23 protein-coding genes, 4 tRNA genes and 1 pseudogene are annotated in these 25,274 nt (G+C 59.5%); 18 read left to right on the plus strand and 10 right to left on the minus strand.

All coding sequences use genetic code 11. From position 1 onward, the window contains the following. Positions 1-109: 109 nt before the first annotated feature. The 4 genes from H8B20_RS07965 to H8B20_RS07980 all read left to right on the plus strand — a co-directional run bounded on the left by H8B20_RS07965 (position 110) and on the right by H8B20_RS07980 (position 3,799). Complete coding sequence (locus tag H8B20_RS07965) at positions 110-916, plus strand: alpha/beta fold hydrolase (RefSeq protein ID WP_042560475.1); 807 nt, start codon at positions 110-112, stop codon at positions 914-916. Next, positions 913-1,767, plus strand: a complete 855-nt coding sequence (locus H8B20_RS07970; protein ID WP_042560474.1) for an alpha/beta hydrolase — start codon at positions 913-915, stop codon at positions 1,765-1,767. Before H8B20_RS07965 ends, H8B20_RS07970 begins: the two co-directional genes overlap by 4 nt. A gap of 115 nt (positions 1,768-1,882) precedes the next feature. Continuing rightward, positions 1,883-2,689, plus strand: a complete 807-nt coding sequence (locus H8B20_RS07975) for a DUF4892 domain-containing protein (RefSeq protein ID WP_047302641.1) — start codon at positions 1,883-1,885, stop codon at positions 2,687-2,689. A gap of 69 nt (positions 2,690-2,758) precedes the next feature. Then, complete coding sequence (locus tag H8B20_RS07980; RefSeq protein ID WP_042560472.1) at positions 2,759-3,799, plus strand: AI-2E family transporter; 1,041 nt, start codon at positions 2,759-2,761, stop codon at positions 3,797-3,799. Between the two features lie 101 nt (positions 3,800-3,900). On the opposite strand, the gene H8B20_RS07985 is transcribed toward H8B20_RS07980, so the two are convergent. After that, positions 3,901-4,950, minus strand: a complete 1,050-nt coding sequence (locus H8B20_RS07985) for a sensor histidine kinase (RefSeq protein WP_210622785.1) — start codon at positions 4,948-4,950, stop codon at positions 3,901-3,903. After that, complete coding sequence (locus H8B20_RS07990; RefSeq protein WP_042560470.1) at positions 4,950-5,699, minus strand: response regulator; 750 nt, start codon at positions 5,697-5,699, stop codon at positions 4,950-4,952. Before H8B20_RS07990 ends, H8B20_RS07985 begins: the two co-directional genes overlap by 1 nt. 297 nt (positions 5,700-5,996) lie before the next feature. Between H8B20_RS07990 and pyrF the strand changes: the two genes are divergently transcribed. Next, positions 5,997-6,695: an orotidine-5'-phosphate decarboxylase gene (pyrF, locus tag H8B20_RS07995; RefSeq protein ID WP_210622786.1), complete on the plus strand. Its 699-nt coding sequence runs from the start codon at positions 5,997-5,999 to the stop codon at positions 6,693-6,695. 155 nt (positions 6,696-6,850) lie between these two features. On the opposite strand, the gene H8B20_RS08000 is transcribed toward pyrF, so the two are convergent. Further along, the gene (locus H8B20_RS08000) at positions 6,851-7,855 is read right to left on the minus strand and encodes an NADP-dependent oxidoreductase (RefSeq protein WP_047302637.1); all 1,005 of its coding nucleotides are present in this window, start codon (positions 7,853-7,855) and stop codon (positions 6,851-6,853) included. Positions 7,856-8,104: 249 nt separating this feature from the next. Between H8B20_RS08000 and H8B20_RS08005 the strand changes: the two genes are divergently transcribed. The 4 genes and pseudogenes from H8B20_RS08005 to H8B20_RS28270 all read left to right on the plus strand — a co-directional run bounded on the left by H8B20_RS08005 (position 8,105) and on the right by H8B20_RS28270 (position 12,526). After that, a complete protein-coding gene (locus H8B20_RS08005) occupies positions 8,105-8,866 on the plus strand; it encodes an SDR family oxidoreductase (RefSeq protein ID WP_150593011.1) in 762 nt (253 codons plus the stop codon). Between the two features lie 186 nt (positions 8,867-9,052). After that, entirely contained in the window at positions 9,053-10,453 is a 1,401-nt protein-coding gene (locus H8B20_RS08010; RefSeq protein WP_210622787.1) for an aminotransferase-like domain-containing protein, read from the plus strand. A 987-nt stretch (positions 10,454-11,440) separates the two neighbouring features. Continuing rightward, positions 11,441-11,665 (plus strand): annotated as a pseudogene (locus H8B20_RS28265) (HAMP domain-containing protein); the annotation flags it as partial. Next, a complete protein-coding gene (locus H8B20_RS28270; protein ID WP_414704592.1) occupies positions 11,663-12,526 on the plus strand; it encodes a methyl-accepting chemotaxis protein in 864 nt (287 codons plus the stop codon). The pseudogene H8B20_RS28265 and the gene H8B20_RS28270, both read left to right, overlap by 3 nt. A 586-nt stretch (positions 12,527-13,112) precedes the next feature. On the opposite strand, the gene H8B20_RS08020 is transcribed toward H8B20_RS28270, so the two are convergent. Then, on the minus strand, positions 13,113-13,871 hold the full coding sequence (locus tag H8B20_RS08020) for a hypothetical protein (protein WP_215729247.1): 759 nt from the start codon (positions 13,869-13,871) through the stop codon (positions 13,113-13,115). A 384-nt stretch (positions 13,872-14,255) separates the two neighbouring features. On the opposite strand from H8B20_RS08020, the gene H8B20_RS08025 reads away from it, so the two are divergent. From H8B20_RS08025 to H8B20_RS08040, 4 genes are all read left to right on the plus strand, one after another. After that, a tRNA-Glu gene (locus H8B20_RS08025) sits at positions 14,256-14,331 on the plus strand. A 2-nt stretch (positions 14,332-14,333) separates the two neighbouring features. Further along, positions 14,334-14,409, plus strand: a tRNA-Gly gene (locus H8B20_RS08030). Between the two features lie 104 nt (positions 14,410-14,513). Further along, positions 14,514-14,589: transfer RNA gene (locus H8B20_RS08035), tRNA-Glu, on the plus strand. 3 nt (positions 14,590-14,592) lie between these two features. After that, positions 14,593-14,668 (plus strand) — tRNA-Gly (locus H8B20_RS08040). A gap of 134 nt (positions 14,669-14,802) precedes the next feature. Here the strand turns inward: H8B20_RS08040 and H8B20_RS08045 are convergent. The 3 genes from H8B20_RS08045 to H8B20_RS08055 form a co-directional block, all read right to left on the minus strand. Continuing rightward, positions 14,803-15,441, minus strand: coding sequence for a LysE family translocator (locus H8B20_RS08045; RefSeq protein WP_042560463.1), 639 nt, complete (start codon positions 15,439-15,441; stop codon positions 14,803-14,805). Between the two features lies 1 nt (position 15,442). Beyond that, complete coding sequence (locus tag H8B20_RS08050) at positions 15,443-16,213, minus strand: 2OG-Fe(II) oxygenase (protein ID WP_210622790.1); 771 nt, start codon at positions 16,211-16,213, stop codon at positions 15,443-15,445. A gap of 90 nt (positions 16,214-16,303) precedes the next feature. Beyond that, positions 16,304-16,930, minus strand: a complete 627-nt coding sequence (locus H8B20_RS08055; protein WP_115146216.1) for an alanyl-tRNA editing protein — start codon at positions 16,928-16,930, stop codon at positions 16,304-16,306. A 90-nt stretch (positions 16,931-17,020) separates the two neighbouring features. Between H8B20_RS08055 and H8B20_RS08060 the strand changes: the two genes are divergently transcribed. Then, positions 17,021-18,019 carry a LysR family transcriptional regulator gene (locus H8B20_RS08060; RefSeq protein ID WP_210622791.1) on the plus strand — a complete coding sequence of 333 codons (999 nt, stop codon included), beginning with the start codon at positions 17,021-17,023 and terminating at the stop codon, positions 18,017-18,019. 104 nt (positions 18,020-18,123) lie between these two features. Here H8B20_RS08060 and H8B20_RS08065 read toward each other — a convergent pair whose 3' ends face one another. Next, the gene (locus tag H8B20_RS08065; protein ID WP_042560459.1) at positions 18,124-18,531 is read right to left on the minus strand and encodes a PA2817 family protein; all 408 of its coding nucleotides are present in this window, start codon (positions 18,529-18,531) and stop codon (positions 18,124-18,126) included. Between the two features lie 88 nt (positions 18,532-18,619). Next, complete coding sequence (locus H8B20_RS08070) at positions 18,620-21,067, minus strand: acyl-CoA dehydrogenase (protein WP_210622792.1); 2,448 nt, start codon at positions 21,065-21,067, stop codon at positions 18,620-18,622. A 249-nt stretch (positions 21,068-21,316) separates the two neighbouring features. Between H8B20_RS08070 and H8B20_RS08075 the strand changes: the two genes are divergently transcribed. The 4 genes from H8B20_RS08075 to H8B20_RS08090 all read left to right on the plus strand — a co-directional run bounded on the left by H8B20_RS08075 (position 21,317) and on the right by H8B20_RS08090 (position 24,488). Then, positions 21,317-21,976, plus strand: a complete 660-nt coding sequence (locus H8B20_RS08075) for a transglutaminase-like domain-containing protein (protein WP_210622793.1) — start codon at positions 21,317-21,319, stop codon at positions 21,974-21,976. A 43-nt stretch (positions 21,977-22,019) separates the two neighbouring features. Next, positions 22,020-22,643, plus strand: a complete 624-nt coding sequence (locus H8B20_RS08080; RefSeq protein ID WP_210622794.1) for a glutathione S-transferase family protein — start codon at positions 22,020-22,022, stop codon at positions 22,641-22,643. Positions 22,644-22,779: 136 nt separating this feature from the next. Beyond that, positions 22,780-23,712 (plus strand): ABC transporter ATP-binding protein, encoded by a 933-nt coding sequence (locus H8B20_RS08085; RefSeq protein WP_200616882.1) that lies wholly within the window; start codon positions 22,780-22,782, stop codon positions 23,710-23,712. After that, positions 23,709-24,488 (plus strand): ABC transporter permease, encoded by a 780-nt coding sequence (locus tag H8B20_RS08090; RefSeq protein WP_210622795.1) that lies wholly within the window; start codon positions 23,709-23,711, stop codon positions 24,486-24,488. The genes H8B20_RS08085 and H8B20_RS08090 overlap by 4 nt, the downstream gene beginning before the upstream one ends. Positions 24,489-24,644: 156 nt before the next feature. Here H8B20_RS08090 and H8B20_RS08095 read toward each other — a convergent pair whose 3' ends face one another. After that, positions 24,645-25,163, minus strand: a complete 519-nt coding sequence (locus tag H8B20_RS08095; protein ID WP_210622796.1) for a DUF2062 domain-containing protein — start codon at positions 25,161-25,163, stop codon at positions 24,645-24,647. Between the last annotated feature and the right edge of the window lie 111 nt (positions 25,164-25,274).

Below are 25,274 nucleotides of genomic sequence, written 5' to 3' on the forward strand. Positions count from 1 at the left end.
ACCATAACCCTGACCAGACTGTCACCATTCCTGGCAGTTACAGTCATTGCCGCCGGGCGCGGTCTTACGGACAATCAACGCCACGTTTCCCGCTCATGGATTTGCCCGCATGTCGCAACCTATCTTTTTCGCCCACGCCAACGGGTTTCCCTCGGGCACCTACGGCAAGTTGTTCGCGGCGCTCGCGCCCGAGTATCGGGTCGCGCATCTGGAGCAGCACGCTCATGACCCGCGTTTTCCAGCGGATGACAACTGGTACAACCTTGTCGACGAATTGATCCACCATTTGCAGCAGCAAGATCAGCCCGTGTGGGGCGTCGGTCACTCCTTTGGCGGTGTGCTGCACCTGCATGCGGCGTTGCGTTGCCCTGAGTTGTATCGCGGTGTAGTGATGCTCGATTCGCCGGTGCTGACCCGCACCGACCAATGGGTAATCCGCGCGGCCAAGCGCTTCGGTTTCATCGACAGACTGACCCCGGCCGGCCGCACCCTTGGCCGACGTGAAGAATTTACCGACCTCGCCAGTGCGCGCAGCTATTTCGCCGGCAAGAGCCTGTTTCGCGGGTTCGACCCGGAATGCTTCGATGCTTACCTGCAACATGGCTTGCACAAGGTGGGCGACAAACTGCGCCTGCGCTTCGACCCGGCCACTGAAATCAGCATTTATCGCGGCGTGCCGCACACCAGCCCCGGCCGCACCCGTCAGTTGCAGGTGCCGCTGGCGGTGGTGCGTGGGCACACGAGCCGGGTGGTCATGCGCCATCACACGCGCTTCGTTTCGCGGCTTGCCCAAGGTGAGGCGTTGAGCATGCCCGGAGGGCACATGTTTCCCCTTGAACGTCCACAGGACACGGCACGCTTGCTGAAAAACCTGTTTAGCCGCTGGGAAAACCGTCAGGACAAGGATTGCGCATGAGCCCGACCTTCGAAGAAGTGCGCCTGAGCCTGCCGCATATCGAACTGGCCGCGCATTTGTTCGGACCCGAGGACGGTGTGCCGGTCATCGCCTTGCATGGCTGGCTCGACAACGCCAACAGCTTTGCCCGTCTCGCGCCGAAGCTCAAAGGTCTGCGCATTATCGCGCTGGACATGGCTGGGCACGGGCATTCCGGGCATCGGCCGCACGGCGCCGGGTATGCGCTGTGGGACTACGCCCACGACGTACTGCAAGTCGCCGAGCAACTGGGCTGGAAGCGTTTCGGCCTGCTCGGGCATTCCATGGGCGCGATTGTTTCCATGGTGCTGGCGGGATCGTTGCCGGATCGGATCACTCATCTGGCGTTGATCGATGGGGTGATTCCTCCTACAGACAAGGGCGAAAACGCTGCCGAGCGCATGGGCATGGCTTTGCAGGCGCAACTGGATCTGCGCGAGAAGCGCAAACCGGTCTACACCACCCTCGACCGTGCCATCGAAGCGCGAATGAAAGGCCTGGTCGCGGTCAGTCGGGAGGCAGCAGAGTTGCTGGCTCAGCGCGGCTTGATGCCGGTGCCCGGCGGTTACACCTGGCGCACCGACAATCGCCTGACCCTGCCATCGCCGCTGCGCCTGACGCAGGAGCAGGCGATGGCCTTCGTCCAGCGCATCGGTTGCCCAGCACAATTGGTGGTCGCGGCGGACGGCATGCTGGCCAAACATCCTGAGCTGCTGGAGCGTCTACCCTTTAGCCGGGAACAGCTGCCCGGCGGGCACCATTTGCACCTGAACGACGAGCCCGGTGCGGATCTTGTCGCAGACTGTTTCAATCGGTTCTTCGCCATTCCTTGACTTGCACCGGGCAACTGTCGAGGCTGGGCGGGTTGAAATGGGAGACAACCACGATGGATTTCTATACCGCTACGACCCCGATCCGCCAAGCCATGCCGATCCGATGAGCCTGACTATGCGATCACTCAGTCTGTTGGCGCTGTGCTGCTTCAGTTCCATTTCGTTCGCCGCCGATGTGCCGGGCAGTCAGGACCTGCAGATCGTGCCGCGACTGGCAGACGCGCAAATCGTCGACTATCGCCCTCCGGCAGAGCAGGAGCGGATTTACCCATTGGGCTCGATCCGCAAGATCAGCGGCCAGTTGCGCTTTGACGGCCAGGTCACGGCCCGTGGCCAGACCACCTCGGTCACTTACGAGTTGCCACCCGAACACGCCGCCACCGAAGCCTTCACCGCCGCCCGCGAGGCCCTGCAAAAGCAGGACGCCGAGTTGCTGTTCTGGTGCCAGGCCCGCGACTGCGGCGAAAGCAGCCTGTGGGCCAACGAGGTGTTCGGCAATGCCAAACTGTACGGTTCCGACGAGCAACAGGCGTACTTGTTGCTGAGGCTGGCCGCGCCGCGGGACAATACCCTGGTGGCGCTCTACAGCATCACGCGCGGCAATCGCAAAGCCTATCTGCATGTCGAACAGTTCGAAGCGGCTGCGCCGCTCGGTGAGCTGCTGCCAACCTCAGCGACCCTGTTGCGCCAGCTCAAGAGCACCGGCGAGCTGGATTTCCCCAAACTCGTCAATGACCCGGATGACACGTGGTTACGCCTGATTTCCCGTGGCCTGAATCTTGATACCACGCAGCGAGTGACAGTGTCCGGACCGAAAGCCGAGGCCTGGCGCCAGGCATTGATCAATCAGGGCGTGCGTGCGGCACGGATGGAAACCGGCAAAGTCGATGGCGTAGGTTTGCGCATTGATTTGTTGCGATAAGCTGCATCGGGCGAGCACGCGCGGCGTGTTCGCCTACTCTTTGCCTGACTGACTTTTTCGAGACCTTACATGCTCAATAACGATCGACTGCTGGTGCAGATCCTGCTGCTGGTGTTGTTTGGCGCCAGCCTGTGGGTGATGGCGCCGTTCTGGTCGGCGCTGTTCTGGGGCGCAGTACTGGCGTTTGCCAGTTGGCCGCTGATGCGTCTTTTGACCCGGCTGCTCAATGGCCGTGAATCGCTGGCGGCGGCGGTTCTGACCCTGGGCTGGATGTTGTTGGTGGCGGTACCGTTGGTCTGGCTGGGCTTCAACCTGGCCGATCACGTGCGTGACGCGACGGCGTTCATCAAGGACGTGCAGGTCGATGGTTTGCCGGAGGCGCCGACCTGGCTCGGCAGTGTTCCGCTTGTGGGCGAACGGCTGGTCGGCATCTGGGACAGCATCGATCAGCAGGGCGCCGCGTTGATGGTGTCGATCAAGCCTTATCTGGGGCAGGTCGGTAACTGGTTGCTGGCGCGCAGTGCGCAGATCGGCGGCGGGATTCTCGAGCTGTCACTGAGCATTGTCTTTGTGTTCTTTTTCTATCGCGACGGGCCACGTCTGGCGGCGTTCGTGCACGGTTTGCTGGAGCGTTTGATTGGCGATCGCGCCGGGTACTACATCGAACTGGTTGCCGGGACGGTGCAGCGAGTGGTCAACGGGGTGATCGGCACGGCAGCGGCGCAGGCGGTTCTGGCGTTGATCGGGTTCCTGATTGCCGGGGTGCCGGGGGCGTTGGTGCTGGGTATCGTCACGTTTCTGCTGAGTCTGATTCCGATGGGCCCACCGTTGGTGTGGGTGCCGGCTACCGCCTGGCTGGCCTGGAAGGGCGAGTATGGGATGGCGGTATTTTTGGGTATCTGGGGGACGTTTATCATCAGTGGCGTGGATAACGTGCTCAAGCCGTATCTGATCAGCCGAGGCGGGAATTTGCCGTTGGTGATTGTATTGCTTGGGGTGTTTGGCGGGTTGATTGCGTTCGGGTTTATCGGGTTGTTTATCGGGCCTACGCTTTTGGCGGTGGCTTATAGTTTGTTGACGGATTGGAGTAAGAGTCAGGCTCGGGTTTAAGGACGCTTCAAGGTTTTTGGCTTGGGGTGTATCCGTCGATCTTGATGTCGACTGACACGCCCCCATCCCGGCAGGCTCACGCCTACCGGGACGGGGGCTTTTCAGGTGCGCGGCAGGCGAATGATGGCGGTGAGACCACCGCCCGGTGTTTCTTCCAGATTCAATTGCCCGCCCAGTCGCTGCGCGGCTTCCCGGGCGATGGTCATGCCCAGCCCGACGCCACCGGAATTGCGGTTGCGCGATCCTTCCAGACGAAAGAATGGCTCGAACACCGCTTCACGTTTGTCCTCGGCAATCCCCGGCCCATGGTCGATCACGCAGATCAGCAGTTGCTCGCGCTGATCGTGCAATTCGATGCGCGCCTGCCCGGCGTAACGCAGGGCGTTATCCATCAGGTTGTTGAGGCAGGAACGCAGTGCCATCGGTTGCACCGGCAGCGGTGCGCAATGGCCGCTGACGTATACGTCCGCACCTTGATCCTGAGCGTTTTCGCACAATGATTCGACCAGCGCCTGCACGTCCATCAGCTGCAGGGCTTCGCTGGTGCGTTGCTCATGCAGGTAGGTGAGGGTGGCGTCGAGCATGGCGATCATGTCGTTCAAATCCTGCCGCATCTGGCTTTGCAGTTTGTCGTCGCTGATGTTCTCCAGGCGCAATTTCAGTCGTGACAAGGGGGTGCGCAGGTCATGGGACACTGCGCCGAGCATGCGCGCACGTTGCTGGACTTGTTCACGAATGCGCCGCTGCATCAGGTTGAAGGTATGCGCCGCTTGCCGCGCCTCGCGTGGGCCTGACTCGTCCAGCGGGGGGCTGTCGAGGTCTTCGCTGAGACGTTCGGCGGCGTCGCTCAGGCGTTGGATCGGCCGACTGAGCAACTTGGCGCCGTACCACGCGGCGACCATCAAGGTGATGAACTGAAAAGTCAGCGGCACGATCGGGCCGCCGAACCAGGGGCGCGGTGGGCGTGGCTGGTAGCGGGAATCGTGCGGCGACGGTTGGCCTTCGATGGTTTGGGAGAATTCCGGTGGTGGCGGAGGCAGGGGCGGGCCGTAGAGGCGGAACCAGGTAAAAGCGAGCAAGTGCGCCAGGACGATCGCCACGAACAGCACGCCAAACAGCCGGCCGAACAGCGTGTCGAAGCGCGCCCGCATCAGCCGATGTCTCGGGCGTCGAACAGGTAACCTTCACCGCGTACGGTTTTGATCAACTGCGGGGCTTTCGGATCATCGCCGAGTTTCTGTCGCAGGCGTGAGACCAGTAAATCGATGCTGCGGTCGAACGCTTCGATTGAGCGACCGCGCGCAGCGTCGAGCAGTTGTTCGCGGCTGAGCACCCGACGCGGACGTTCGATAAACACCCAGAGCAGGCGAAACTCGGCGTTGGACAGCGGCACCACCAGGCCGTCGTCGGCGACCAGTTGGCGCAGTACGCTGTTCAGGCGCCAGTTGTCGAAGCGGATGTTCGCCCGCTGCTCGGTGCGATCATCGCGCACGCGGCGCAGGATGGTCTGGATCCGCGCGACGAGTTCGCGCGGTTCGAACGGTTTGGCCATGTAGTCGTCGGCGCCGAGTTCCAGGCCGATGATGCGGTCGGTGGGTTCGCAGCGTGCGGTGAGCATCAGGATCGGGATGTCCGATTCGGCGCGCAGCCAGCGGCACAGCGACAAGCCGTCTTCGCCGGGCAGCATCAGGTCCAGCACCACCACATCGAAATGCTCGGCTTGCATGGCCTGGCGCATCGCTGTGCCATCGGTGACGCCGCTCGCATGGATGTTGAAACGCGCGAGGTAGTCGATCATCAACTCGCGGATCGGCACGTCGTCGTCGACGATCAGTGCACGAATGCTCCAGCGCTTGTCGTCTTTTTGCTCATCCGTCACGGTGGTTTGGGTGTTGTGCATGGGGCTGTTCATCTGCCAGTAGGCCGCCAACCACAAAGATGGGCTGCGAGGTGGTGGTTTCAGCATAGGCGTCCGGCGGTGAGGCGGGAAGTGCTGATGTAAGGACGTATTGCGGCTGGCGAGGCTAGCGCGGGCGCGTGTTGGCGACATGTCGATTGTGTATCGGAGTCGACACAATAGCAGCGAGCGCTATGCTGATCTCGGCTGGCGCGACGATTTTACCGATCATCGGGTGCCGCGCCGCCGCCGGTTCCGCTACAATGCGCGCCGATTTCGACCTGCCTGAGAGCCCTTCCAATGTCCGTCTGCCAGACTCCTATCATCGTCGCCCTGGATTTCCCCACCCGTGACGCCGCACTGATGCTGGCCGACCAGTTGGACCCGAAACTGTGCCGGGTCAAAGTGGGCAAGGAGCTGTTCACCAGTTGCGCCGCTGAAATCGTCGGCACCCTGCGTGACAAGGGTTTTGAAGTATTCCTTGATCTGAAATTCCACGATATTCCCAACACCACTGCGATGGCCGTAAAAGCGGCTGCCGAGATGGGCGTGTGGATGGTCAACGTTCACTGCTCCGGCGGTATGCGCATGATGGCGGCCTGCCGTGAAGTACTGGACAAGCGTAGCGGCCCGCAGCCGCTGCTGATCGGCGTCACTGTGCTGACCAGCATGGAGCGCGAAGACCTGGCAGGTATTGGTCTGGATATTGAGCCGCAAGAGCAGGTTCTGCGTCTGGCAGCATTGGCCGAGAAAGCCGGGATGGATGGTCTGGTGTGCTCGGCACTGGAAGCCCAGGCGCTGAAAACTGCGCATCCGTCGCTGCAACTGGTGACCCCGGGGATTCGCCCGGCGGGCAGCGCGCAGGACGATCAACGACGCATTCTGACCCCGCGTCAGGCGCTGGATGCAGGCTCCGATTACCTGGTGATCGGCCGTCCGATCAGCCAGGCGGCTGATCCGGCGCAGGCGTTGGCTTCCGTCGTCGCCGAAATCGCCTGATCAGACCCTGCACAAAACCCTGTAGGAGTTGGCGCAGCCCGCGATCTTTTGATCTTCCCTCAGCGGGCATAAATGGCTGCATGCGGTAAAAAGATCTCAGCCTTCGGCAGCTCCTGCAGGGGCTGCCTGCAGGCTGGGGTCCTTTTGACTTTACTTTAAACCTTCAACACCAACTTGCCGAAATTCTCGCCGCTGAACAATTTCATCAGCGTCTCCGGGAACGTCTCCAGCCCCTCGACAATATCTTCCTTGCTCTTGAGTTCGCCCTTGGCCATCCAGCCGGCCATTTCCTGTCCGGCGGCAGCGAATTGTGCGGCATGGTCCATCACCACAAAACCTTCCATCCGCGCACGGTTGACCAGCAGCGACAGGTAGTTGGCCGGGCCTTTGATCGCCTCCTTGTTGTTGTATTGGCTGATCGCACCGCAGATCACCACTCGCGCCTTCATGTTCAAACGGCTCAGCACCGCGTCGAGAATATCGCCGCCGACGTTATCGAAATAGACGTCCACGCCTTTCGGGCATTCACGTTTAAGCCCTGCAACCACGTCTTCGCTCTTGTAGTCGATTGCGCCGTCGAAGCCCAATTCATCAATAAGGAATTTGCACTTGTCGGCACCGCCGGCAATGCCGACCACGCGGCAACCTTTGATCTTGGCGATCTGGCCGGCAATGCTGCCCACCGCACCGGCCGCGCCGGAAAGCACCACGGTGTCGCCGGCCTTTGGTGCGCCGACATCGAGCAGGGCGAAGTAGGCGGTCATGCCGGTCATGCCCAGCGCAGAGAGATAAACCGGCAACGGCGCCAGTTTCGGATCGACTTTGTAGAAACCTCTGGGCTCGCCGAGGAAGTAATCCTGCACGCCAAGGGCGCCGTTGACGTAGTCCCCGACTGCAAAGCCCGGATTGTTCGATGCGACGACTTTACCTACGCCCAAGGCGCGCATGACTTCGCCGATACCGACCGGCGGAATGTAGGACTTGCCTTCATTCATCCAGCCGCGCATGGCCGGGTCGAGGGACAGGTATTCGTTCTTGACCAGAATCTGTCCAGCCGCAGGTTCTCCGACCGGCACTTCCTGATAGGTGAAGGTCTCGCGGGTGGCGGCACCCACCGGGCGTTTGGCGAGCAGGAACTGGCGATTGGTCTGGGAAGTCATGACAGGCACTCAAGTTGAATGAAGCCTTGTTGATAGACCTTCATGGGCGATGCCGCAAGGTTGGCTGATGCGGCGAATGCTCGCCGATCCAATGCAGTGATAGTCATAGGCATGGATTTATCACTGCGACGCATGGGTGCATAAACAGCCCTCTGATAGTGCTGACGTCCGGCAAAGCCTTGTCGCTATGCTGCAATTGCGCTGCATGTCTACACAGCCCCCTGCATCTATCCGTTCGAGGACATAACAATGAGCATGACGTTTTCCGGTCAGGTCGCCGTAGTCACTGGAGCCGCCAACGGCATCGGCCGCGCCACGGCCCAGGCGTTCGCCGCCGAAGGTCTGAAAGTGGTGGTGGCCGATCTGGATACTGCCGGAGGGGAGGGCACTGTCGCGCTTATTCGTACAGCCGGCGGCGAAGCTACCTTCGTGCGCTGCAACGTTACCGTCGAAAGTGAAGTAAAAAATCTGATGGACGAGGTGATCAATACCTACGGCCGTCTCGACTATGCCTTCAACAATGCCGGGATCGAAATCGAGAAGGGCAAACTGGCCGACGGTTCCATGGACGAGTTCGACGCGATCATGGGCGTCAATGTCAAAGGCGTCTGGCTGTGCATGAAATATCAGTTGCCGCTGTTGCTGGCTCAGGGGGGCGGAGCGATCGTCAACACCGCCTCGGTGGCGGGCCTGGGGGCGGCGCCGAAGATGAGCATTTATGCCGCGTCGAAACACGCGGTGATCGGTCTGACCAAGTCGGCGGCCATCGAGTACGCGAAGAAGAAAATCCGCGTCAACGCGGTGTGTCCGGCAGTCATCGACACCGACATGTTCCGTCGTGCCTATGAGGCCGATCCGAAGAAAGGCGAGTTCGCCAATGCCATGCATCCGGTGGGGCGCATCGGCAAGGTCGAGGAAATCGCCAGCGCGGTGTTGTACCTGTGCAGCGACGGTGCAGCGTTCACCACGGGCCATTCGTTGGCGGTGGATGGTGGCGTTACCGCGTTCTGAATCACATGGCTGAAAAAACCCGCATTCGTGCGGGTTTTTTTATGGGCTGCGTTGAGTTCACTTAAACCACTAAACAATGTGTATCAAATGATTAGAACAGTCGCTTTTGACGGCGTTGTCGCACAGCCTGTGCCGCGTGGCTGTGATTAACTGCCGCCAGCAAAACGGACAGGAGTTTGCTTGCTCATGGAATTGAGAATTGACCGACAGGCAATGGTGCCCGTCGTACAGCAGATTGTTGACGGGCTGACTGAGTGGATCCTGCAAAGCGGGGTACCGCCAGCCACCCGTTTGCCCTCGGTTCGGCAAATCGCCCGGGGTAATCTGCTCAGCCAGTCGTGTGTCGTCGAGGCGTGCGAGCGGTTGGTTTCACAAGGCGTCCTGACCACCCGTCAGGGCGCGGGATTTATCGTGGCAGCGTCGCCGTCGACGGCGAGCGCAGAGGATGAGTCGGTGCCCTTCGAGGACCGGCTTGCCTGGTGTGATGCGGTGTGTGGGGCCGCGAGTGGTTTGAAACTTGGCGGCGGCGGTTTGCCGCAGAGCTGGCGCGAGCCTGACGATCTCAGTTATGCGCTGCGAGAGGTGGCGCGCACCGATATGGCAAGCCTGTTCAACTACAGCACGCCGCTGGGCCTTGCGGCATTGCGCGAGCAGATCGCCAAACGCCTGCGACTGTTCGGTATCGAGGCTCGCAGCACGCAGTTGCTGAGCACGAGCGGCGCCAGTCACGCGCTGGACCTGATCGTTCGAACCTTGTTCAAGGCCGGTGACTGCGTGGTAGTCGAAACCCCCGGTTACGCGCCGCTGTTCGACCTGTTGCGGCTGCACGGGGTGCAAATGCTTGAAGTGCAGCGCACACCGAGCGGGCCGGATACCGTCGCGCTCGAGGCGTTGCTGCGCCAGTTTCAGCCCAGGGCGTTGTTCATCAACAGCCATCACCAGAATCCGACTGGCAGTTGCCTGACGCCGGCGGTGGCGCAGCGCATCGTGCAATTGAGCAAGACCTACGATTTGCGCGTGATCGAAGACGATGTCTACGCCGACCTGCACACGGGCAACGGTACTCGACTGGCGGCGCTCGACGATGAAGGGCGCGTGATTTATGTCGGCAGTTTTTCCAAGACACTCAGCAGTTCGTTGCGGGTCGGATTTGTTCTCGCCGACGGCGAGATTGTTGCGCGGCTTGCCCAGGTCAAGATGATCAGTGGTCTGGGGGCCTCAAGGTTTTCCGAGGCGGCGCTGGCCAATCTGATGGCGACCGGTGCTTATCGCAAACTGGTGCAGCGCCAGCGGCAGCGTTTGAATGCTGATCGCGCCGCGGCGTTGCAGGCACTGGAAGACGCCGACTGGGAAGTGTTCGGCAAACCGACTGGCGGCTTGTTCATCTGGGCACGTGCGCGGGTGGCGGATCAGGCGCGAGTACGCGCACAGGCTCAGCGTTGCGGTGTTTTGCTGTCCGCCCCGGACGCCTTCAGCCCCAGTGGCGAGGGGGGCGACTGGCATCGCATCAACGTTGCTTACGCCTGTGATCCGCGGGCTCGACAGTTTTTTCGGCATACCGGTTCGGATCGACCTCAAATGTTCTGAAAACGACGCAGGCGTAGCTTTTTGCCATTATTCCGACGCCAGAGACTTGTGCTTGTTCATGGCCATTGCGACTCTTCGTCAACTGACTTTGGCAGGGGACTACGCGCAATGATTTCGGCCGTGCAAGGACGTTTTGCCAACCTCGGTATGGCGAAAAAACTGGGTATCGGGTTTGTGCTGGTTTTGCTGCTGACCGCACTGGTGGCGGCGATTGGCGTCTGGTCCCTGCAAACCATCAGTCACCGATTCGACGGACTGAAACAGATGTCCTCGCTCAATAGCGGCCTGCTCAAGGTGCGTTTGCTCGAGCAGGAGTATGCGTTGCGCGGTAATCCGAAAACGGCCGACGGCTTGCGTGAGGGCGTGGATGGCTTGATTGCCCTGGCCAACGAGCTCAAGGCGCAATCACCGGCCAATGTCCCGGTCATGCTGGATGTCGAGCAGTCGCTGGGCGCGTATCGCAAGGCGTTCGACGAGTTTGTCTCGTTGACCCAGACCAAGGATCTGGCGCTGGAAATGGCCAGTTGGTCGGTCTCAAGCGTGGCCAACAACCTCGACGTGTTGCAGGCCGGGCTGGCGGACGACGGTGCCTATACCTTGAAGGACACCGAAGGCAAGGACGGTGCGCAGTTCATCGAACAGGCCAATCAGATCAGCCAGGTGTCTAGGCTGATGCTGCAAGCGATGAATGAGGCGCGGGTTCGTCTGGATCAAAGTCGCAAGGGCGATGACAGTGGTGGCAAGGGCAATATCGAACAGGCCGCGCAAGCCCAGAGCCAGGCCGAAGCGCTGAAGTCCACGGTCAAGGACGATGGGTATCTGACGGTGCTCAATGAAGTCTCGGGGCACATTGCCGGTTTCAACGACAAGCTGGCCGAGTACACCGGATTGCTCGAACAGGAAAAAACTGTTTACGAGCAATTGCATCAGCGCGCGGCACAAGTGATGGTGCGGGTGGATCAGGCTTACGTTGCCGAAGACGCCGCCATGCAGGCCGAGCTGAAAAAGAATTCACTGTTGATTGTGGGTTCTTCGGCATTGGCGCTGTTGGTCGGTTTGATTGCGGCGTGGCTGATTACTCGGCTGATCGTCGCGCCGTTGCGCAGTGTGATCAATGTCGCGCAGCGCATTGCGGCCGGTGATTTGAGTGCGACCGTGGAAGTCACCCGCCGTGACGAGATTGGCCAACTGATGTTGGCGATGCAGCAGATGGGCGCGGGGTTGAGCACAATTGTCAGTGGGTTGCAGGCCGGTATCGAACAATTGGCCAGCTCCGCGCAGTCGCTGTCGGCAATCACCGAGCAGACCAATCTTGAGGTCAGCAGTCAGAAGGAAGAAACCGAACAGGTGGCCACGGCCATGAACCAGATGACCGCCACCGTCCACGATGTCGCGCGCAGCGCTGAAGAGGCGGCGTTGGCGGCGCAGACGGCGGATGGCAAGGTCGAGAGTGGTCAGCAGGTGGTGCGCCAGAGCATGGCGCGGATCGAGCAGCTGGCGGATTCGGCGAATTCGGCCAGCTTAAGCATCGAGAGTCTCAGTGCCGAAATCCAGAATATCGGTACGGTGCTGAGTGTGATCAAAAGCGTTGCTGAGCAGACCAATCTGTTGGCACTGAATGCGGCGATCGAGGCGGCGCGGGCCGGGGAGCAGGGCAGGGGCTTTGCGGTGGTGGCCGATGAGGTTCGCGCATTGGCTCGACGCACGCAGCAATCGACCGAAGAAATTGAGCGGCTGGTCAGCGCGTTGCGCTCGGCGGCGCATTCGTCGGTGCAGCAGATTCAAAGCAGCGGTGAGTTGGTGAAGCTCGCGGTGAGTGATGCGTTGCAGACTGAGAGTGCGTTGGGGAGTATTGCGGCGGCGGTTTCGTTGATTCAGCAGATGAATCAGCAGATTGCGGCGGCGGCGGAGGAGCAGAGTTCGGTGGCGGAGGAGATCAACCGCAGTGTGACGAGTATTCGCGCGAGTGCGGATCAGTCGTCGATTGCGATGCGTGGGAATGCGGCTTCGAGTATTGAGCTGGCGCAGTTGGGGAGTGAGTTGCGGGGGATGGTTGGGCATTTTCGGCTTTGACGCTTTTGACTTGGCGGCCTTTGGGCCGACCATGTTGTGGGGGTTGGGGTGAATATCCGTTTTTTTTGGTGTTGCGGCTGGCGGTTTCGCTTTTACAGCGAGTCCCTTTGGCAAACGCCCCAAAGGAACCAAAGGTCTGGGCCCCAACGTTCGGCCCGCTCGCTGGGGCTCGGGGTTCCTTCGTTCCGGGATCCATCCGGGGGCATCGCTTCCGGTTTGCTGCGCCGCACCTCCTTTCAATGTGTTCGACTTCGTCGAACGGCGCTACGCGCCAATCCCCCGGGTGAATCCCTCCTCTCAGCCTGCCGACGGGGCCTTGTAGATCAAGAGCTGCAGTCGAGCTTGCGCTCATTCTGTTGAGTGGGGCGGCTGCGCCGCGGTGGTGATGGTGAGGGCGGTGGTGGGGAGCTAGTGGGCGAGGATTGATTTTTTTGTTCGGGGTTTTCGTTCAGGTCGGCGTACCTTTTGAAGCAACTCGGTCGGTTCCCTCTCCCTCTGGGAGAGGGTTAGGGTGAGGGGCTTTTGATCTCCCGCGCGAGCCCACAAAAAAGCCACCTCTCGGTGGCTTCTCTTTCAGCATCTGCGATCAGTCGTAGATGACTTTTTTCTTCCAGTCCGCATCGGCTTCAACGTCTTTGAGCCCTGCAGTCAGTTGGTTCTCTTCACCTTCCACTGGAGCGATTTTGTCCATGACCTGGGCGTTGGCGCGAGCCAGCAGTTTCTCCTGGTACTCCAGTTGTTCGGCATACATTTTCGGGTCTTGTTGTTTGCGCAGGTATTGCACGCCGCGTTCGAAGGCGAGGCGGGCCTGGCCGGGTTGGTTTTGTTGCAGGGACTGTTGGCCGAGGTTGTTGAAGAACTCGATGTGCAGCAGTACCAGAATGTGGCGGACTTCGCGAATCCATTGTTTGGCTTCGTTCGGTGGCAGGAAGCCGTCATGGGCGGCGCGGGTGATCTGGCCGTGCAGGGCTTCGAGGAGGAAGCGTACGTCTTTGGCTTTGGCTTCGGTCAGGATCGGCGCCGGTGGATTGTTGACCGGGATCGATTCGCCTTGGGCTACCAGTGCATTCAGTTCGGTGATGCGGGCTTTGGTGGCTGCGCTGGTTTTCTCAAGGTTCAGCAGGCGCTGGCAGACGTTGAGTTCCAGGCGAGTCAGCAACAGCTTGAGGGCCGGTGTCATAAACTGGCCGGGGAAGGTCTCGGTCAGTTCACCGCAACGGCGCAGTCGGTCGTTGAGTTCGACTTTGGTGCGGGCCTTTTCCAGTTTGTTGTTTTCCACCACATGGTTCATGTAGCCAATGGCGATCAGAATTGCGATCCCGGCTACTACTAGCAGGGTGATCATGAGTGGTGTCACCGGTAAGACCTCTTTATAGGGTTCGCATGCGAGTGTAGTGGTTGGACATTTACGCGCCTAGCGCCGTTCGACGAGCTGGCGCGGCGGGTTCTATCTGTATCGGCCATACACCGCTTATATGAATGCTGGCGCATGATGTGCAGATTGCCATCACTGTGCGGTGGACTATAACGTCTTGGCGACTGCCGGAATATAGGCGTCAATCGTCGGGCGACGGAAAAGTCGGATCGGTGCCTTAAAGCAGGTCGAAGTCATTGATTTAAATAAATTTATATCAGGGGGTTGACGACCTCCCAATCCATCCATAGAATGCGCGCCACTTACAGCGTAAAGCACACAGCGAAACGCGGTAGGGAGTGAATGTTGTAGTGTGTCCCCTTCGTCTAGTGGCCTAGGACACCGCCCTTTCACGGCGGTAACAGGGGTTCGAGTCCCCTAGGGGACGCCAATGCGGGAATAGCTCAGTTGGTAGAGCACGACCTTGCCAAGGTCGGGGTCGCGAGTTCGAGTCTCGTTTCCCGCTCCATTTTTAAACAGCACTGCTTTCGGGCGGGGCTGAGTGAAACCAGAACCAAGTCTTCGGGCTCGGATCTGGACACCGAAACACACACCATGTGTTCCGGGTAGCGTGTCCCCTTCGTCTAGTGGCCTAGGACACCGCCCTTTCACGGCGGTAACAGGGGTTCGAGTCCCCTAGGGGACGCCATTTGCGGGAATAGCTCAGTTGGTAGAGCACGACCTTGCCAAGGTCGGGGTCGCGAGTTCGAGTCTCGTTTCCCGCTCCAAATTCACAAAAACGCCGCTCAGTGATGAGCGGCGTTTTTGTATGCGTGTTATTTGGATTCTTCTCCCAGGTATCTCCAGGCAAAAAAAGGCCCACCGATGAAAATCGGTGGGCCTTTTTGCGTTGCGGGACAGATTACCAGGACAGCATCAGTCGACCGGCAAACAGAATCAGCACAACGCCCATGGTGCGTTCGAACCAGTGCCCCATGCGCATGAACAACAATCGTACCTTGCTGCTCGAAAAAAACAGCGCGACCACCACAAACCACAGCGCATTCACAAAACACATCCACACACCGTAAAGCGCTTGAATCTTCAGCGGTGTGCTGGCGCTGATGATGGTGGTGAATATCGCGAGGAAGAACAGCGTGGCTTTGGGGTTGGTGGCATTAGTCAGAAAACCGGTACTGAAGGCTTTGAACAACGTTTGTTCGGCGACGGGTTCATCGGCAGTTTTGTCACCTTCGAGTGTCGATTTCGGCTTGCTGCGCAGCAGGCTGATACCCAGATACAAAATGTAGGCACCGCCAATCACCTTGGCGACCGTCAACAGCCACGGGGTGGTGTGCATCAATGCGCCGACGCCCAGCAAGGTGTACAGCACATGTACGGAAATGCCGGCGCCGATACCCAATGCCGTGCAAATCCCGACCAAGCGCCCAAAACGCACACTCTGGCGAATGGTGACAGCGAAATCCGGTCCGGGAGCGACCACGGCCAGAAAGTGAATGGTGGCCAGCGCCAAAAACTCGCCCAGGTAGTTCGATAACATCTCAGCTCCAGAAGGTCAGGGGTGAAGCATTGCCGCGGTAGCCGACAAAGAAGGAAAGGCTCAAGCGCGGATCGGCTACGCCCGGCGTGACCGAGTGCATGCAGCGCGAATTGAACATGATGAAATCGCCGGGCTCAGGCTGTACCTCCAGGGTTGGCGGGCCGAGCAGTGCCGGATCGATGCCGTAGCTGTCGCCGCGCATTTCGTCGAATTGATCCGGCGTAATGTCGTCATCCCACATTTGCAACGCGCCGCCCTCGGTCGGCATATTCAGGTATACGTTGCAGGCAAATTGCGCCTCGAGGCTGCGGGCCTGAAAACTCTCTGGCGCGTCCTTGGCGAAAATGTCGTGGTGGGCCAGGAAGCACACGCCGGGTTTCACCACGCGCGAAAGACCGACATACATTTTGCGGCCGTAGAGGTTTTCCAGATGTGCGCCGGCTGGCCAGGATTCGTCGAGCATGCAACGCAGCGTGTCGACAGGCGAAGAGTAGGGCGCACAGCGCTGACGCAGTTCGGCGATGTTGCTGGTGGCCCGTTCGAAATAATCCTCGATCAGTAGCGGCTGGTTTTCCGCTTCATAAAACGCCATGCCGATGCGGCCGATACTTGGTGCGTTGATGTAGCCCTCAAAGCCTGGAGCAAGAATCCTGTCGCCAATCTGGATCGCCAGTGGCTCGGGCAAAAAGCCTTTGATGCGGATGGCAAGGACTTCTTCGTTGGCCAGTTTTTTTATGCACGTCTCATCGAGACGCTCGACGTCTAGCATCATTTTCTTTTAGGTCCATCTATCGATAGTCAACGGAATCCGCGCGTGCGGTTCCCCCGCGCCGGCCACTGCGCGGGGCAGTGGCCGAAATGCTCAATCCACGCTGTAGTGGACGGACAGCGTGCCTTTCTTCTGCGAAAGGGACGCGATCGTGACTGTGCCCAAATCCTTCAGGCTACGTACGTGGGTGCCGCCGCAGCCATAGGCCGGCAGCTCGCCAAAACCGATTTCCCGCGCGCCTTCGCGCAGTGACGTCAGGCGTGGCAGATCGTGTTCTACCCATTGATCGATACCGAGTTGAACGGATTGCGCGTCGATCTCCTGCGCGTCATCGCCCGGCTTGAATTGCACGCGTCCTTCGTCTGGCCAGTGGTGCGCCTTGATCGGCGTCCAGCCCAGCGTCTGAATGAAATGCCCGATCAAATGACCGGCCGAGTGCATGCGGGTATTAAAACAGCGGCGCTGTTCGTCGACGCGGATGCAGGTCATGCCGAGCGGTACCGGTCGGTCAACGAAGTGGATGATTCGATCCGGTTCCTGCACCACGCGCAGCACCAGACTCTCGCCAATCCAGCCGGTGTCACACGGCTGGCCGCCACCTTGCGGATGAAACAAAGTGGCGCGCAGCACTACTGCGAATTCGTTCTCTTGGGGCGTGCAGTCGAGGACTTCCACATTGGCCTTGAGGTCATCACTATGGAAAAAGAGGCGAAGCGTCATATTCCATGCCCTGATTAAAGTTCCTGTTTTTATTATATGAATCGTGCAATAACGTGATAATCCGTTCAAACATCAAAGGACTTGTGCGCTGTGAGCATCAATCTACCGCTACCACTGCTTGGCGAAATGGCGATTTTCGTCAAGGTGGTGGAGACCGGCAGCTTTTCTGAGGCGGCGCGCCAGCTCGGCTCTTCTCCATCGGCGGTGAGTCGCAGCATTTCTCGGCTGGAAAAGGCCTTGGCTACGCGGCTGTTACAGCGCACCACGCGCAAGCTGCGGCTGAGTGACGGCGGGGAAGAGGTGTTCAAGCGTTGTCAGGAGATGGTCTGCGCCGCCAAGTCGGTGATGGAGATCGGCGGCCAGTTCACCCATGAAGCCGAGGGCCTGATACGCGTCAGTGTGCCGAAGGCGGTGGGGCGTTTCGTGATTCATCCGCACATGCCCGAATTTCTGCGGCGTTACCCCAAGGTCGATGTCGAGTTGTTGCTGGAAGACCGGCAGGTCGACCTGATTGACGATCATGTCGATCTGGCGATCCGCATCACTGATCGGCCACCGGCCGGGCTGGTTGGGCGGCAACTGCTGACCATCGATCATTTGCTGTGCGCATCCCCGCAATATCTGGCCGAGCACGGTACGCCGACGCATCCCCACGACTTGCTCAATCACAGCTGCATTTATCTGGGCGAAACCCCGAGCGATGCGCGCTGGAAATTCAAGAAGGGTACCAAAGCAGTAACGGTGGGGGTGCGCGGTCGCTATGCTGCCAATCACACCGGTGTACGCCTGGGCGCGGTGTTGCAGCACATCGGTATTGGCAGCCTGCCGTATTTCACCGCACGCTATGCACTGGAGCAGAAGTTGGTGGTGCAGGTGCTGCCAGACTGGACGTTCCTGGCTTCGTACCACGGGGGGCTGTGGTTACTGCATTCGCCAACGCGCTACCTGCCGCCGAAGTTGCGGGTGTTTATCGACTATCTGGTGGCGTGTCTGGAGAAAGAGCCGACGTTGAGTAAGCCCGGGAAATCGGGTGGCGTTATCAACGCAGCGATGGCGTATGAGTTACCGGAAAGCGAGGGGTTGTTGTAGCGCAAAAGCAAAAGATCGCAGCCTTCGGCAGCTCCTACATGGGAACGTACTCTCCTGTAGGAGCTGCCGAAGGCTGCGATCTTTTGATCTTCAGCAGATAAAAATCAGTGCTTGCTGTCCTGAGCGGACATCGCCAACAGCTGTTTTTCCTGATTCCAGTCGAACGGCTCATCGTTCTGTTCAGCCTCGAAGCGACGCTCTTCCAGAGCCTGATACATGTCGATTTCTTCATCAGACAGGTAGTGCAGGCAATCGCCGGCAAAGAACCACAGCAGATCCCTTGGAATCAGGTGGGCAATTTGCGGATAGCGGCTGATCACTTGAGTCAGGATGTCCTGGCCCAGATATTGGCTTTCGATCGGTTCGATTGGCAGTGAAGCGAGCAATTCGTCAAAGCGCTCCAGGAACAAGGCATGGCTTTCTTCGGGAACCTGTTCGGCCTCACCTACGGCGACCAGAATACTGCGCAGATGGTCGAGTAACACAAGATGATCGGCAACGACGTTGGACACGAGATAAGTCCTCAAGAGCAAAACGGGCGCAGGAGTATAAAGCTCCTGCGCCCTTTTTTCACAGCTAACGGTTAGGCGGTAGCGCCGATCAGCGCACTTTGCCCTCTGCCAGCAGCAGTTCTTCTTTGTCGAAGTCATCGACATCGATCACCTTGCGCCGTGCTGCTTCGGCATCGCGCAGGCTCTGCGCTTCAATCGGTTGCAATACACCTGCTTCCAGCGCCGCATCAATGGCGTGTTCGCCCGCCTCCGGTTTGACCTGGCCGCTTTTCAACGAAGTGTGCAGTTTTTTGTGCAACGGCTGCGCGGCATTCAGCAGATCGCTGGCGTGTTGCAGCGCACCGACAGCATCGTCCGCCGATTGCGGGCGATAGCAGCCGGCAAGCAGTTCTTCCAGCGCCGGATCACCTTTGGCTCGACCAATTACCCCTGCCACTTCGGCACCGAGTTTGTCCGACGGGCCTTTGTGACGACGACCGAACGGGAACACGATCACGCGCAACAGGCATCCGAAGACCTTGTTCGGGAAGTTGCTGAGCAGTTCATCCAGCGCCCGTTCCGACTGGCCAAGGCTTTCTTCCATGGCCCATCTGAACAACGGCTCCATGTAGGCCGGCGAATCCAGATCGTGATAACGCTTGAGCGAGGCCGATGCCAGATACAGATTGCTCAGTACATCACCCAAGCGTGCCGACAGGCGTTCGCGACGTTTCAGTTCGCCGCCCAGTAGCATCATGCTGAAGTCGGCGAGCATGGCGAACGCCGCCGCCTGACGATTGAGTGCGCGGAAATAACCCTGACTGATCTTGTCGCCCGGTGCTTTTTCGAAATGACCGAAGCCGAGGTTCAGCACCAGCGTACTGGCGGCGTTGCCCACGGCGAAGCCGATGTGTTTGAGCAGCAGGCCATCGAACTCTTTCAGTGCCTGGTCCTTGTCCTCGCGACCGGCCAGGGCCATTTCCTTGAGCACGAATGGATGGCAGCGAATCGCACCCTGGCCGAAGATCATCAGGTTGCGCGAGAGAATGTTCGCGCCTTCCACGGTGATGAAGATCGGTGCACCGTTCCAGCTGCGTCCCAGGTAATTGTTCGGGCCCATGATGATCGCCTTGCCGCCGTGTACATCCATGGCGTGGCTGATGCATTCGCGACCGCGTTCGGTAAGGTGATACTTGAGGATCGCTGACAGCACCGAAGGTTTTTCGCCCAGATCCACAGCGTTGGCGGTGAGCATCCGCGCGGCGTCCATCATCCACGCGTTACCGCCGATGCGCGCCAGCGCTTCCTGAATACCTTCGAATGCCGACAGCGGCACGTTGAATTGCTCGCGAATCTGCGCGTACTGGCCGGTCACCAGGCTGGTGAACTTGGCCGCGCCGGTGCCGACGGCAGGCAACGAAATCGAGCGCCCGACCGATAGGCAGTTCATCAGCATCATCCAGCCTTTGCCGAGCATTTCCTGACCGCCGATCAGGAAGTCCAGCGGGATGAACACGTCTTTGCCCGAGTTCGGGCCGTTCATGAACGCGGCCCCCAGTGGCAAGTGCCGACGGCCGATTTCCACGCCGGCTGTATCGGTCGGAATCAGCGCCAGGCTGATACCGAGGTCGGTCTTGTCGCCCAGCAGGTGATCCGGGTCATAGGCCTTGAACGCGAGGCCGAGAAGGGTGGCCACCGGGCCGAGGGTGATGTAGCGCTTCTCCCAGTTCAGGCGCAGGCCGAGAACCTCCTCGCCTTCCCATTGGCCTTTGCAGATGATCCCGGTGTCGGGCATCGCGCCGGCGTCGGAACCGGCCAGTGGTCCGGTAAGGGCGAAGCACGGGATATCGTCGCCACGGGCCAGCCGTGGCAGATAGTGATTACGTTGTTCGTCGGTGCCGTAATGCAGCAGTAGTTCGGCCGGGCCGAGGGAGTTGGGCACCATCACGGTGGAAGCGAGGTCGCCGCTACGCGTGGCGAGCTTCATTGCCACTTGCGAGTGGGCATAGGCCGAGAAGCCTTTGCCGCCGAATTCCTTGGGAATGATCAGGGCGAAGAAACCGTGCTCCTTGATGTGCGCCCAGGCTTCTGGCGGCAGGTCCATCGACTGACCGATCTGCCAGTCCGTGACCATTGCGCAGAGTTCTTCGGTCGGGCCATCAATGAACGCCTGCTCTTCTTCACTCAATTGAACCTTGGGATAAGCCAGCAGTTTGTCCCAGTCCGGACGACCACTGAACAGCTCGCCATCCCACCACACGGTGCCGGCATCGATCGCGTCGCGCTCGGTCTGGGACATCGGCGGCAGGGTTTTCTGGAACCAGTTGAACAGCGGCGCACTGAAATGTTTACGGCGCAGGTCGGGCAGCAGCAAGGGGGCTGCGACTACCGCCAGGACGACCCAGAGCACCAGCAACAGCAAGCCTGGTGCGTGGCTGAAAATCCCCATGGCTACCAGATAAACAGCAACGATGCCCAGCGCGGGCAGCGGGGCGACGCGCCGGTGGGCGAGGTACGCCACACCAATGATCAAAACCAGTATCCACAACAACAGCATATTCAGTCCTCCGTGAACCAAGGCAAATCGACCCTCCACAGCTTAGACGGCATCTGCGAAACCGGGTGGTCAGAGCATGGTGATTGAAATCGTGGGAAACCCCGGATGGTTTTCGTAGGTTCGGTGGGCAACACGTGTGGGAAATCGTTCGCTTATCCCGCGCCTTTGCGTCCAAGTTTGGCCGAAACGTCGTTATCTCTGTGCTTTGGCTATCGCTAGACTCGGCTCTCACCCAGGAGATCTGTCGTCATGCGCGAGTATCTGAGTCCCGGCCGCTTCATCGATAGTGACCACCCAGCGGTGGTGGAGTTCGCCGAATTGCATCGTGGTGCCAGCCGTGATCCGCTGGCGCAGGCGATCAGCCTTTATTACGCCGTGCGCGAGGCAGTGCGTTACAACCCCTACACCTTCAGCCGTGACCCGCAAACCTTGTGCGGCAGCTATGCGCTGGCGACGGGGGAGAGTTACTGCGTGCCCAAAGCCACGCTGCTTGCCGCCTGCGCGCGCCATTGCGGTATTCCTGCGCGCATCGGCCTGGCGGATGTCAGAAATCACCTGTCGACCCCGCGATTGCTTGAACTGCTGAAAAGCGATGTGTTCGCCATGCACGGCTACACGGAACTGTTGCTAGACGGTCGCTGGGTCAAGGCGACCCCAGCGTTCAACCAGCAGCTCTGCGAGATGTTCAACGTCGCACCGCTGGAATTCGACGGCATCAATGACAGTGTTTTCCACCCGTTCAACCGTGACGGCGCGCAACTGATGGAGTATCTGGTCGATCACGGCCAGTTCACCGATGTGCCGGAAACCTTCTTCTTCGAACACCTGGAAAAATGCTATCCGCACCTGTTCGGTGATCACTTGCCGCCACTGTTGGGCGACATGCAGAGTGATGTCAGGAGACTCTGATCCGGCGTATGCTGCCTGCCCACTCAAGTGCAAAGAGGCGGTCATGCTGAAGATCTGGGGACGGAAAAACTCATCGAATGTCAGAAAGCCGCTGTGGGCCGCCGAGGAATTGGGCCTGGATTACGAGGCGCTTGATGCCGGTGGCGCATTCGGCGTGGTCGACACACCTGAGTACCGGGCGATGAACCCGAACGGTCGGGTGCCGGTGATCGAAGATGACGGGTTCGTGCTGTGGGAATCGAACGTCATCGTCCGCTATCTGTTGGCCAAGCATGCGCCGGCCAGTAACTGGTACCCGGCAGATCCGCAAGCGCGCGCGATTGCCGACAAGTGGATGGACTGGACTACCGCAAGTTTTGCCAGCCCTTTCCGCACCGTGTTCTGGGGCGTGTTGCGTACTCCGGCGGACCAGCAGGATTGGCCGGCCATCCGCGCCGCGATCAAGGAGTGCACCGAGTTGCTGGCCATGGCCGATCAGGCCCTCGCCTACAAACCCTACTTGTCCGGTGACGAAATCGGCATGGGCGATATCCCGCTCGGCAGTTTCATTTATGCCTGGTTCGAGATGCCCATCGAGCGCGCGCCGCAACCGCATCTGCAAGCCTGGTACGAGCGCCTGAAGCAGCGTCCGGCGTACCGCAAAGCAGTTATGACCGCGTTGACTTAATACCTACTATCGACACGCTTGACTGTACTTGTGCGGCGGCGGCACGCACCATTGCGCTCTTGCGCCGCGGTTGAATTCGCCGTCGCGCGCCCTTATTCAGTTCTTTCTTCCCTTCACCATGGTGCGTAAATCAGATATGAGTTCCGCTCTGTCCATCCGGCAGCTAACCAAAACCTACGGCAACGGGTTCCAGGCCTTGAGTGGTATCGATCTGGACGTCGCCGAAGGTGACTTTTTCGCCTTGCTCGGCCCCAACGGCGCCGGCAAATCCACGACCATAGGCATTCTCTCGACTCTGGTGAACAAGACCAGCGGCACGGTGAATATCTTCGGTCATGACCTGGACAAGAACCCCGCGCAGCTCAAGCGCTCGATTGGCGTGGTGCCCCAGGAATTCAACTTCAACCAGTTCGAAAAGACTTTCGACATCGTCGTGACCCAGGCCGGTTACTACGGCATTCCAGCGAAGATCGCCAAGGAACGCGCCGAGCAGTACCTGACCCAGCTCGGTCTGTGGGACAAACGCGATGTGCCGTCGCGTTCGCTGTCCGGCGGCATGAAGCGGCGGCTGATGATTGCCCGCGCGCTGGTGCATGAGCCGCGTCTGCTGATCCTCGACGAACCGACTGCCGGCGTCGACATCGAGCTGCGCCGTTCGATGTGGACGTTCCTCACCGAACTTAATCAGAAAGGCATCACCATCATCCTCACCACGCACTATCTGGAAGAGGCTGAGCAACTGTGCCGCAACATCGGCATCATCGACCACGGCACCATTGTCGAGAACACCAGCATGCGTCAGCTGCTCGGTCAGTTGCATGTGGAAACCTTCCTGCTCGACCTGAAAGGTGATCTGGCTGCCGCACCGCAACTGGTCGGCTATCCGGCGCGTCTGGTGGATGCGCACACGCTGGAAGTCCAGGTCGACAAATCGATGGGCATTACCGCGCTGTTCGGCCAATTGGCGTTGCAGAACATCGAAGTCCTGAGCCTGCGTAACAAAACTAATCGCCTTGAGGAGCTATTCGTGTCCCTGGTGGAGAAAAATCTGTCGAAGGTGGCGGTATGAGTTCCGAGTTCCGTCCCAACCTCGTCGCCCTCCAGACCATCGTTTACCGCGAGGTCAAACGCTTCACGCGGATCTGGCCGCAGACGCTGCTGCCGCCGGCGATCACCATGGTTTTGTACTTCGTGATCTTCGGCAACCTGATCGGTCGGCAGATCGGCGAGATGGGCGGCTTCACTTACATGGAGTACATCGTGCCGGGGCTGATCATGATGTCGGTGATCACCAACTCCTATGGCAACGTGGTCTCGAGCTTCTTCGGCAGCAAATTCCAGCGCTCGATTGAAGAACTGATGGTCTCGCCGGTATCACCGCACACGATTCTGATCGGCTACACCTGCGGTGGCGTGTTGCGCGGGTTGATGGTCGGGTTGATCGTGACCATCCTGTCGCTGTTCTTTACTGATTTGCAGGTGCATCACCTGGGCGTGACCATTCTGGTGGTGGTGCTGACGGCGACGATTTTCTCGCTGCTGGGCTTCATCAACGCCGTGTTTGCACGCAACTTCGATGATATTTCGATTATCCCGACCTTCGTGCTGACACCCCTGACGTATCTGGGTGGCGTGTTTTACTCGATCACTCTGCTGCCGCCGTTCTGGCAGACCGTGTCGATGGCTAACCCGGTGTTGCACATGGTCAATGCGTTCCGTTACGGCATTCTCGGGGTGTCGGATATCCGCATCGGCATCGCGATCACGTTCATGCTGGTGGCGACGGTGGTGCTGTATATCGGCTGTGCGCGCTTGCTGGTGAGTGGGCGCGGGATGCGTACCTGAAAGAACGCACTACCCCTGTAGGAGCTGCCGCAGGCTGCGATCTTTTGATCTTGTTTTTCCGGAGGCAAAATCAAAAGATCGCAGCCTGCGGCAGCTCCTACAAGTATCTCCGTTACCCAAACAAGAACGGCCTCCATTGCGGAGGCCGTTTTGCATTCACGACATGCGTTTTTTCTTGCGCCGCGCCCATTGCCGGGACACCCACCAGCGCCAATACATCATCACGCCGAAATAGGCGATGACGCCAAGCACCAGCCCGACCACTATCGAGCCCAGCAAAAACGGTTGCCAGAGCGTCGACAGTTCACCGCTGATCCATTCCCAGGTCAGCTCATCCGGCAAGTGCCGCGCCGGCACGTCCATCAACCACGCGCCGGCCTGATAGGTGCAGAAAAACACCGCCGGCATGGTGATCGGATTGGTCAGCCACACCAGGCTGACGGCAATCGGCATGTTGCCTCGCACCACGACTGCCAGTGCCGCGGCGACCAGCATCTGAGCGGGAATCGGCAGGAAAGCAGCGAACAGCCCGACCGCCATCCCTCGGGCCACCGAGTGGCGATTGAGGTGCCAGAGGTTTGGGTCATGCAGCAACTTGCCGAGAAAGCGTAAGGATTTGTGTTCCCTGATGCTCGTCGGGTCGGGCATGTAACGTTTGAATAAGCGCCGGGGCATAAGGCTTCTCGGTCGGTTAAGGCGGCAAGTATGTCTGGATTCCATGAACGGCCCATTCAGACTTTGTGACAATTGTTGACGGCGGTCGTGCCAAATACCCGCTATGCCTAA

The organism is Pseudomonas sp. P42 (assembly GCF_017973755.1).
Classification (GTDB): domain Bacteria; phylum Pseudomonadota; class Gammaproteobacteria; order Pseudomonadales; family Pseudomonadaceae; genus Aquipseudomonas; species Aquipseudomonas iridis.

What these genes read in the sequence shown, in the direction of transcription:
- H8B20_RS08010 (WP_210622787.1), top strand. Translation starts at nt 9,053, where the DNA reads ATGGAATTGAGAATTGACCGACAGGCAATGGTGCCCGTCGTACAGCAG.
- H8B20_RS08055 (WP_115146216.1), bottom strand. Translation starts at nt 16,930, where the DNA reads ATGACGCTTCGCCTCTTTTTCCATAGTGATGACCTCAAGGCCAATGTG.
- H8B20_RS08005 (WP_150593011.1), top strand. Translation starts at nt 8,105, where the DNA reads ATGAGCATGACGTTTTCCGGTCAGGTCGCCGTAGTCACTGGAGCCGCC.
- H8B20_RS08085 (WP_200616882.1), top strand. Translation starts at nt 22,780, where the DNA reads ATGAGTTCCGCTCTGTCCATCCGGCAGCTAACCAAAACCTACGGCAAC.
- H8B20_RS08090 (WP_210622795.1), top strand. Translation starts at nt 23,709, where the DNA reads ATGAGTTCCGAGTTCCGTCCCAACCTCGTCGCCCTCCAGACCATCGTT.
- H8B20_RS08095 (WP_210622796.1), bottom strand. Translation starts at nt 25,163, where the DNA reads ATGCCCCGGCGCTTATTCAAACGTTACATGCCCGACCCGACGAGCATC.
- H8B20_RS08020 (WP_215729247.1), bottom strand. Translation starts at nt 13,871, where the DNA reads ATGATCACCCTGCTAGTAGTAGCCGGGATCGCAATTCTGATCGCCATT.
- pyrF (WP_210622786.1), top strand. Translation starts at nt 5,997, where the DNA reads ATGTCCGTCTGCCAGACTCCTATCATCGTCGCCCTGGATTTCCCCACC.
- H8B20_RS08045 (WP_042560463.1), bottom strand. Translation starts at nt 15,441, where the DNA reads ATGTTATCGAACTACCTGGGCGAGTTTTTGGCGCTGGCCACCATTCAC.
- H8B20_RS07975 (WP_047302641.1), top strand. Translation starts at nt 1,883, where the DNA reads ATGCGATCACTCAGTCTGTTGGCGCTGTGCTGCTTCAGTTCCATTTCG.
- H8B20_RS07985 (WP_210622785.1), bottom strand. Translation starts at nt 4,950, where the DNA reads ATGCGGGCGCGCTTCGACACGCTGTTCGGCCGGCTGTTTGGCGTGCTG.
- H8B20_RS08050 (WP_210622790.1), bottom strand. Translation starts at nt 16,213, where the DNA reads ATGATGCTAGACGTCGAGCGTCTCGATGAGACGTGCATAAAAAAACTG.
- H8B20_RS07980 (WP_042560472.1), top strand. Translation starts at nt 2,759, where the DNA reads ATGCTCAATAACGATCGACTGCTGGTGCAGATCCTGCTGCTGGTGTTG.
- H8B20_RS28270 (WP_414704592.1), top strand. Translation starts at nt 11,663, where the DNA reads ATGGGCGCGGGGTTGAGCACAATTGTCAGTGGGTTGCAGGCCGGTATC.
- H8B20_RS08075 (WP_210622793.1), top strand. Translation starts at nt 21,317, where the DNA reads ATGCGCGAGTATCTGAGTCCCGGCCGCTTCATCGATAGTGACCACCCA.
- H8B20_RS08070 (WP_210622792.1), bottom strand. Translation starts at nt 21,067, where the DNA reads ATGCTGTTGTTGTGGATACTGGTTTTGATCATTGGTGTGGCGTACCTC.
- H8B20_RS08080 (WP_210622794.1), top strand. Translation starts at nt 22,020, where the DNA reads ATGCTGAAGATCTGGGGACGGAAAAACTCATCGAATGTCAGAAAGCCG.
- H8B20_RS07970 (WP_042560474.1), top strand. Translation starts at nt 913, where the DNA reads ATGAGCCCGACCTTCGAAGAAGTGCGCCTGAGCCTGCCGCATATCGAA.
- H8B20_RS07990 (WP_042560470.1), bottom strand. Translation starts at nt 5,699, where the DNA reads ATGCACAACACCCAAACCACCGTGACGGATGAGCAAAAAGACGACAAG.
- H8B20_RS08000 (WP_047302637.1), bottom strand. Translation starts at nt 7,855, where the DNA reads ATGACTTCCCAGACCAATCGCCAGTTCCTGCTCGCCAAACGCCCGGTG.
- H8B20_RS07965 (WP_042560475.1), top strand. Translation starts at nt 110, where the DNA reads ATGTCGCAACCTATCTTTTTCGCCCACGCCAACGGGTTTCCCTCGGGC.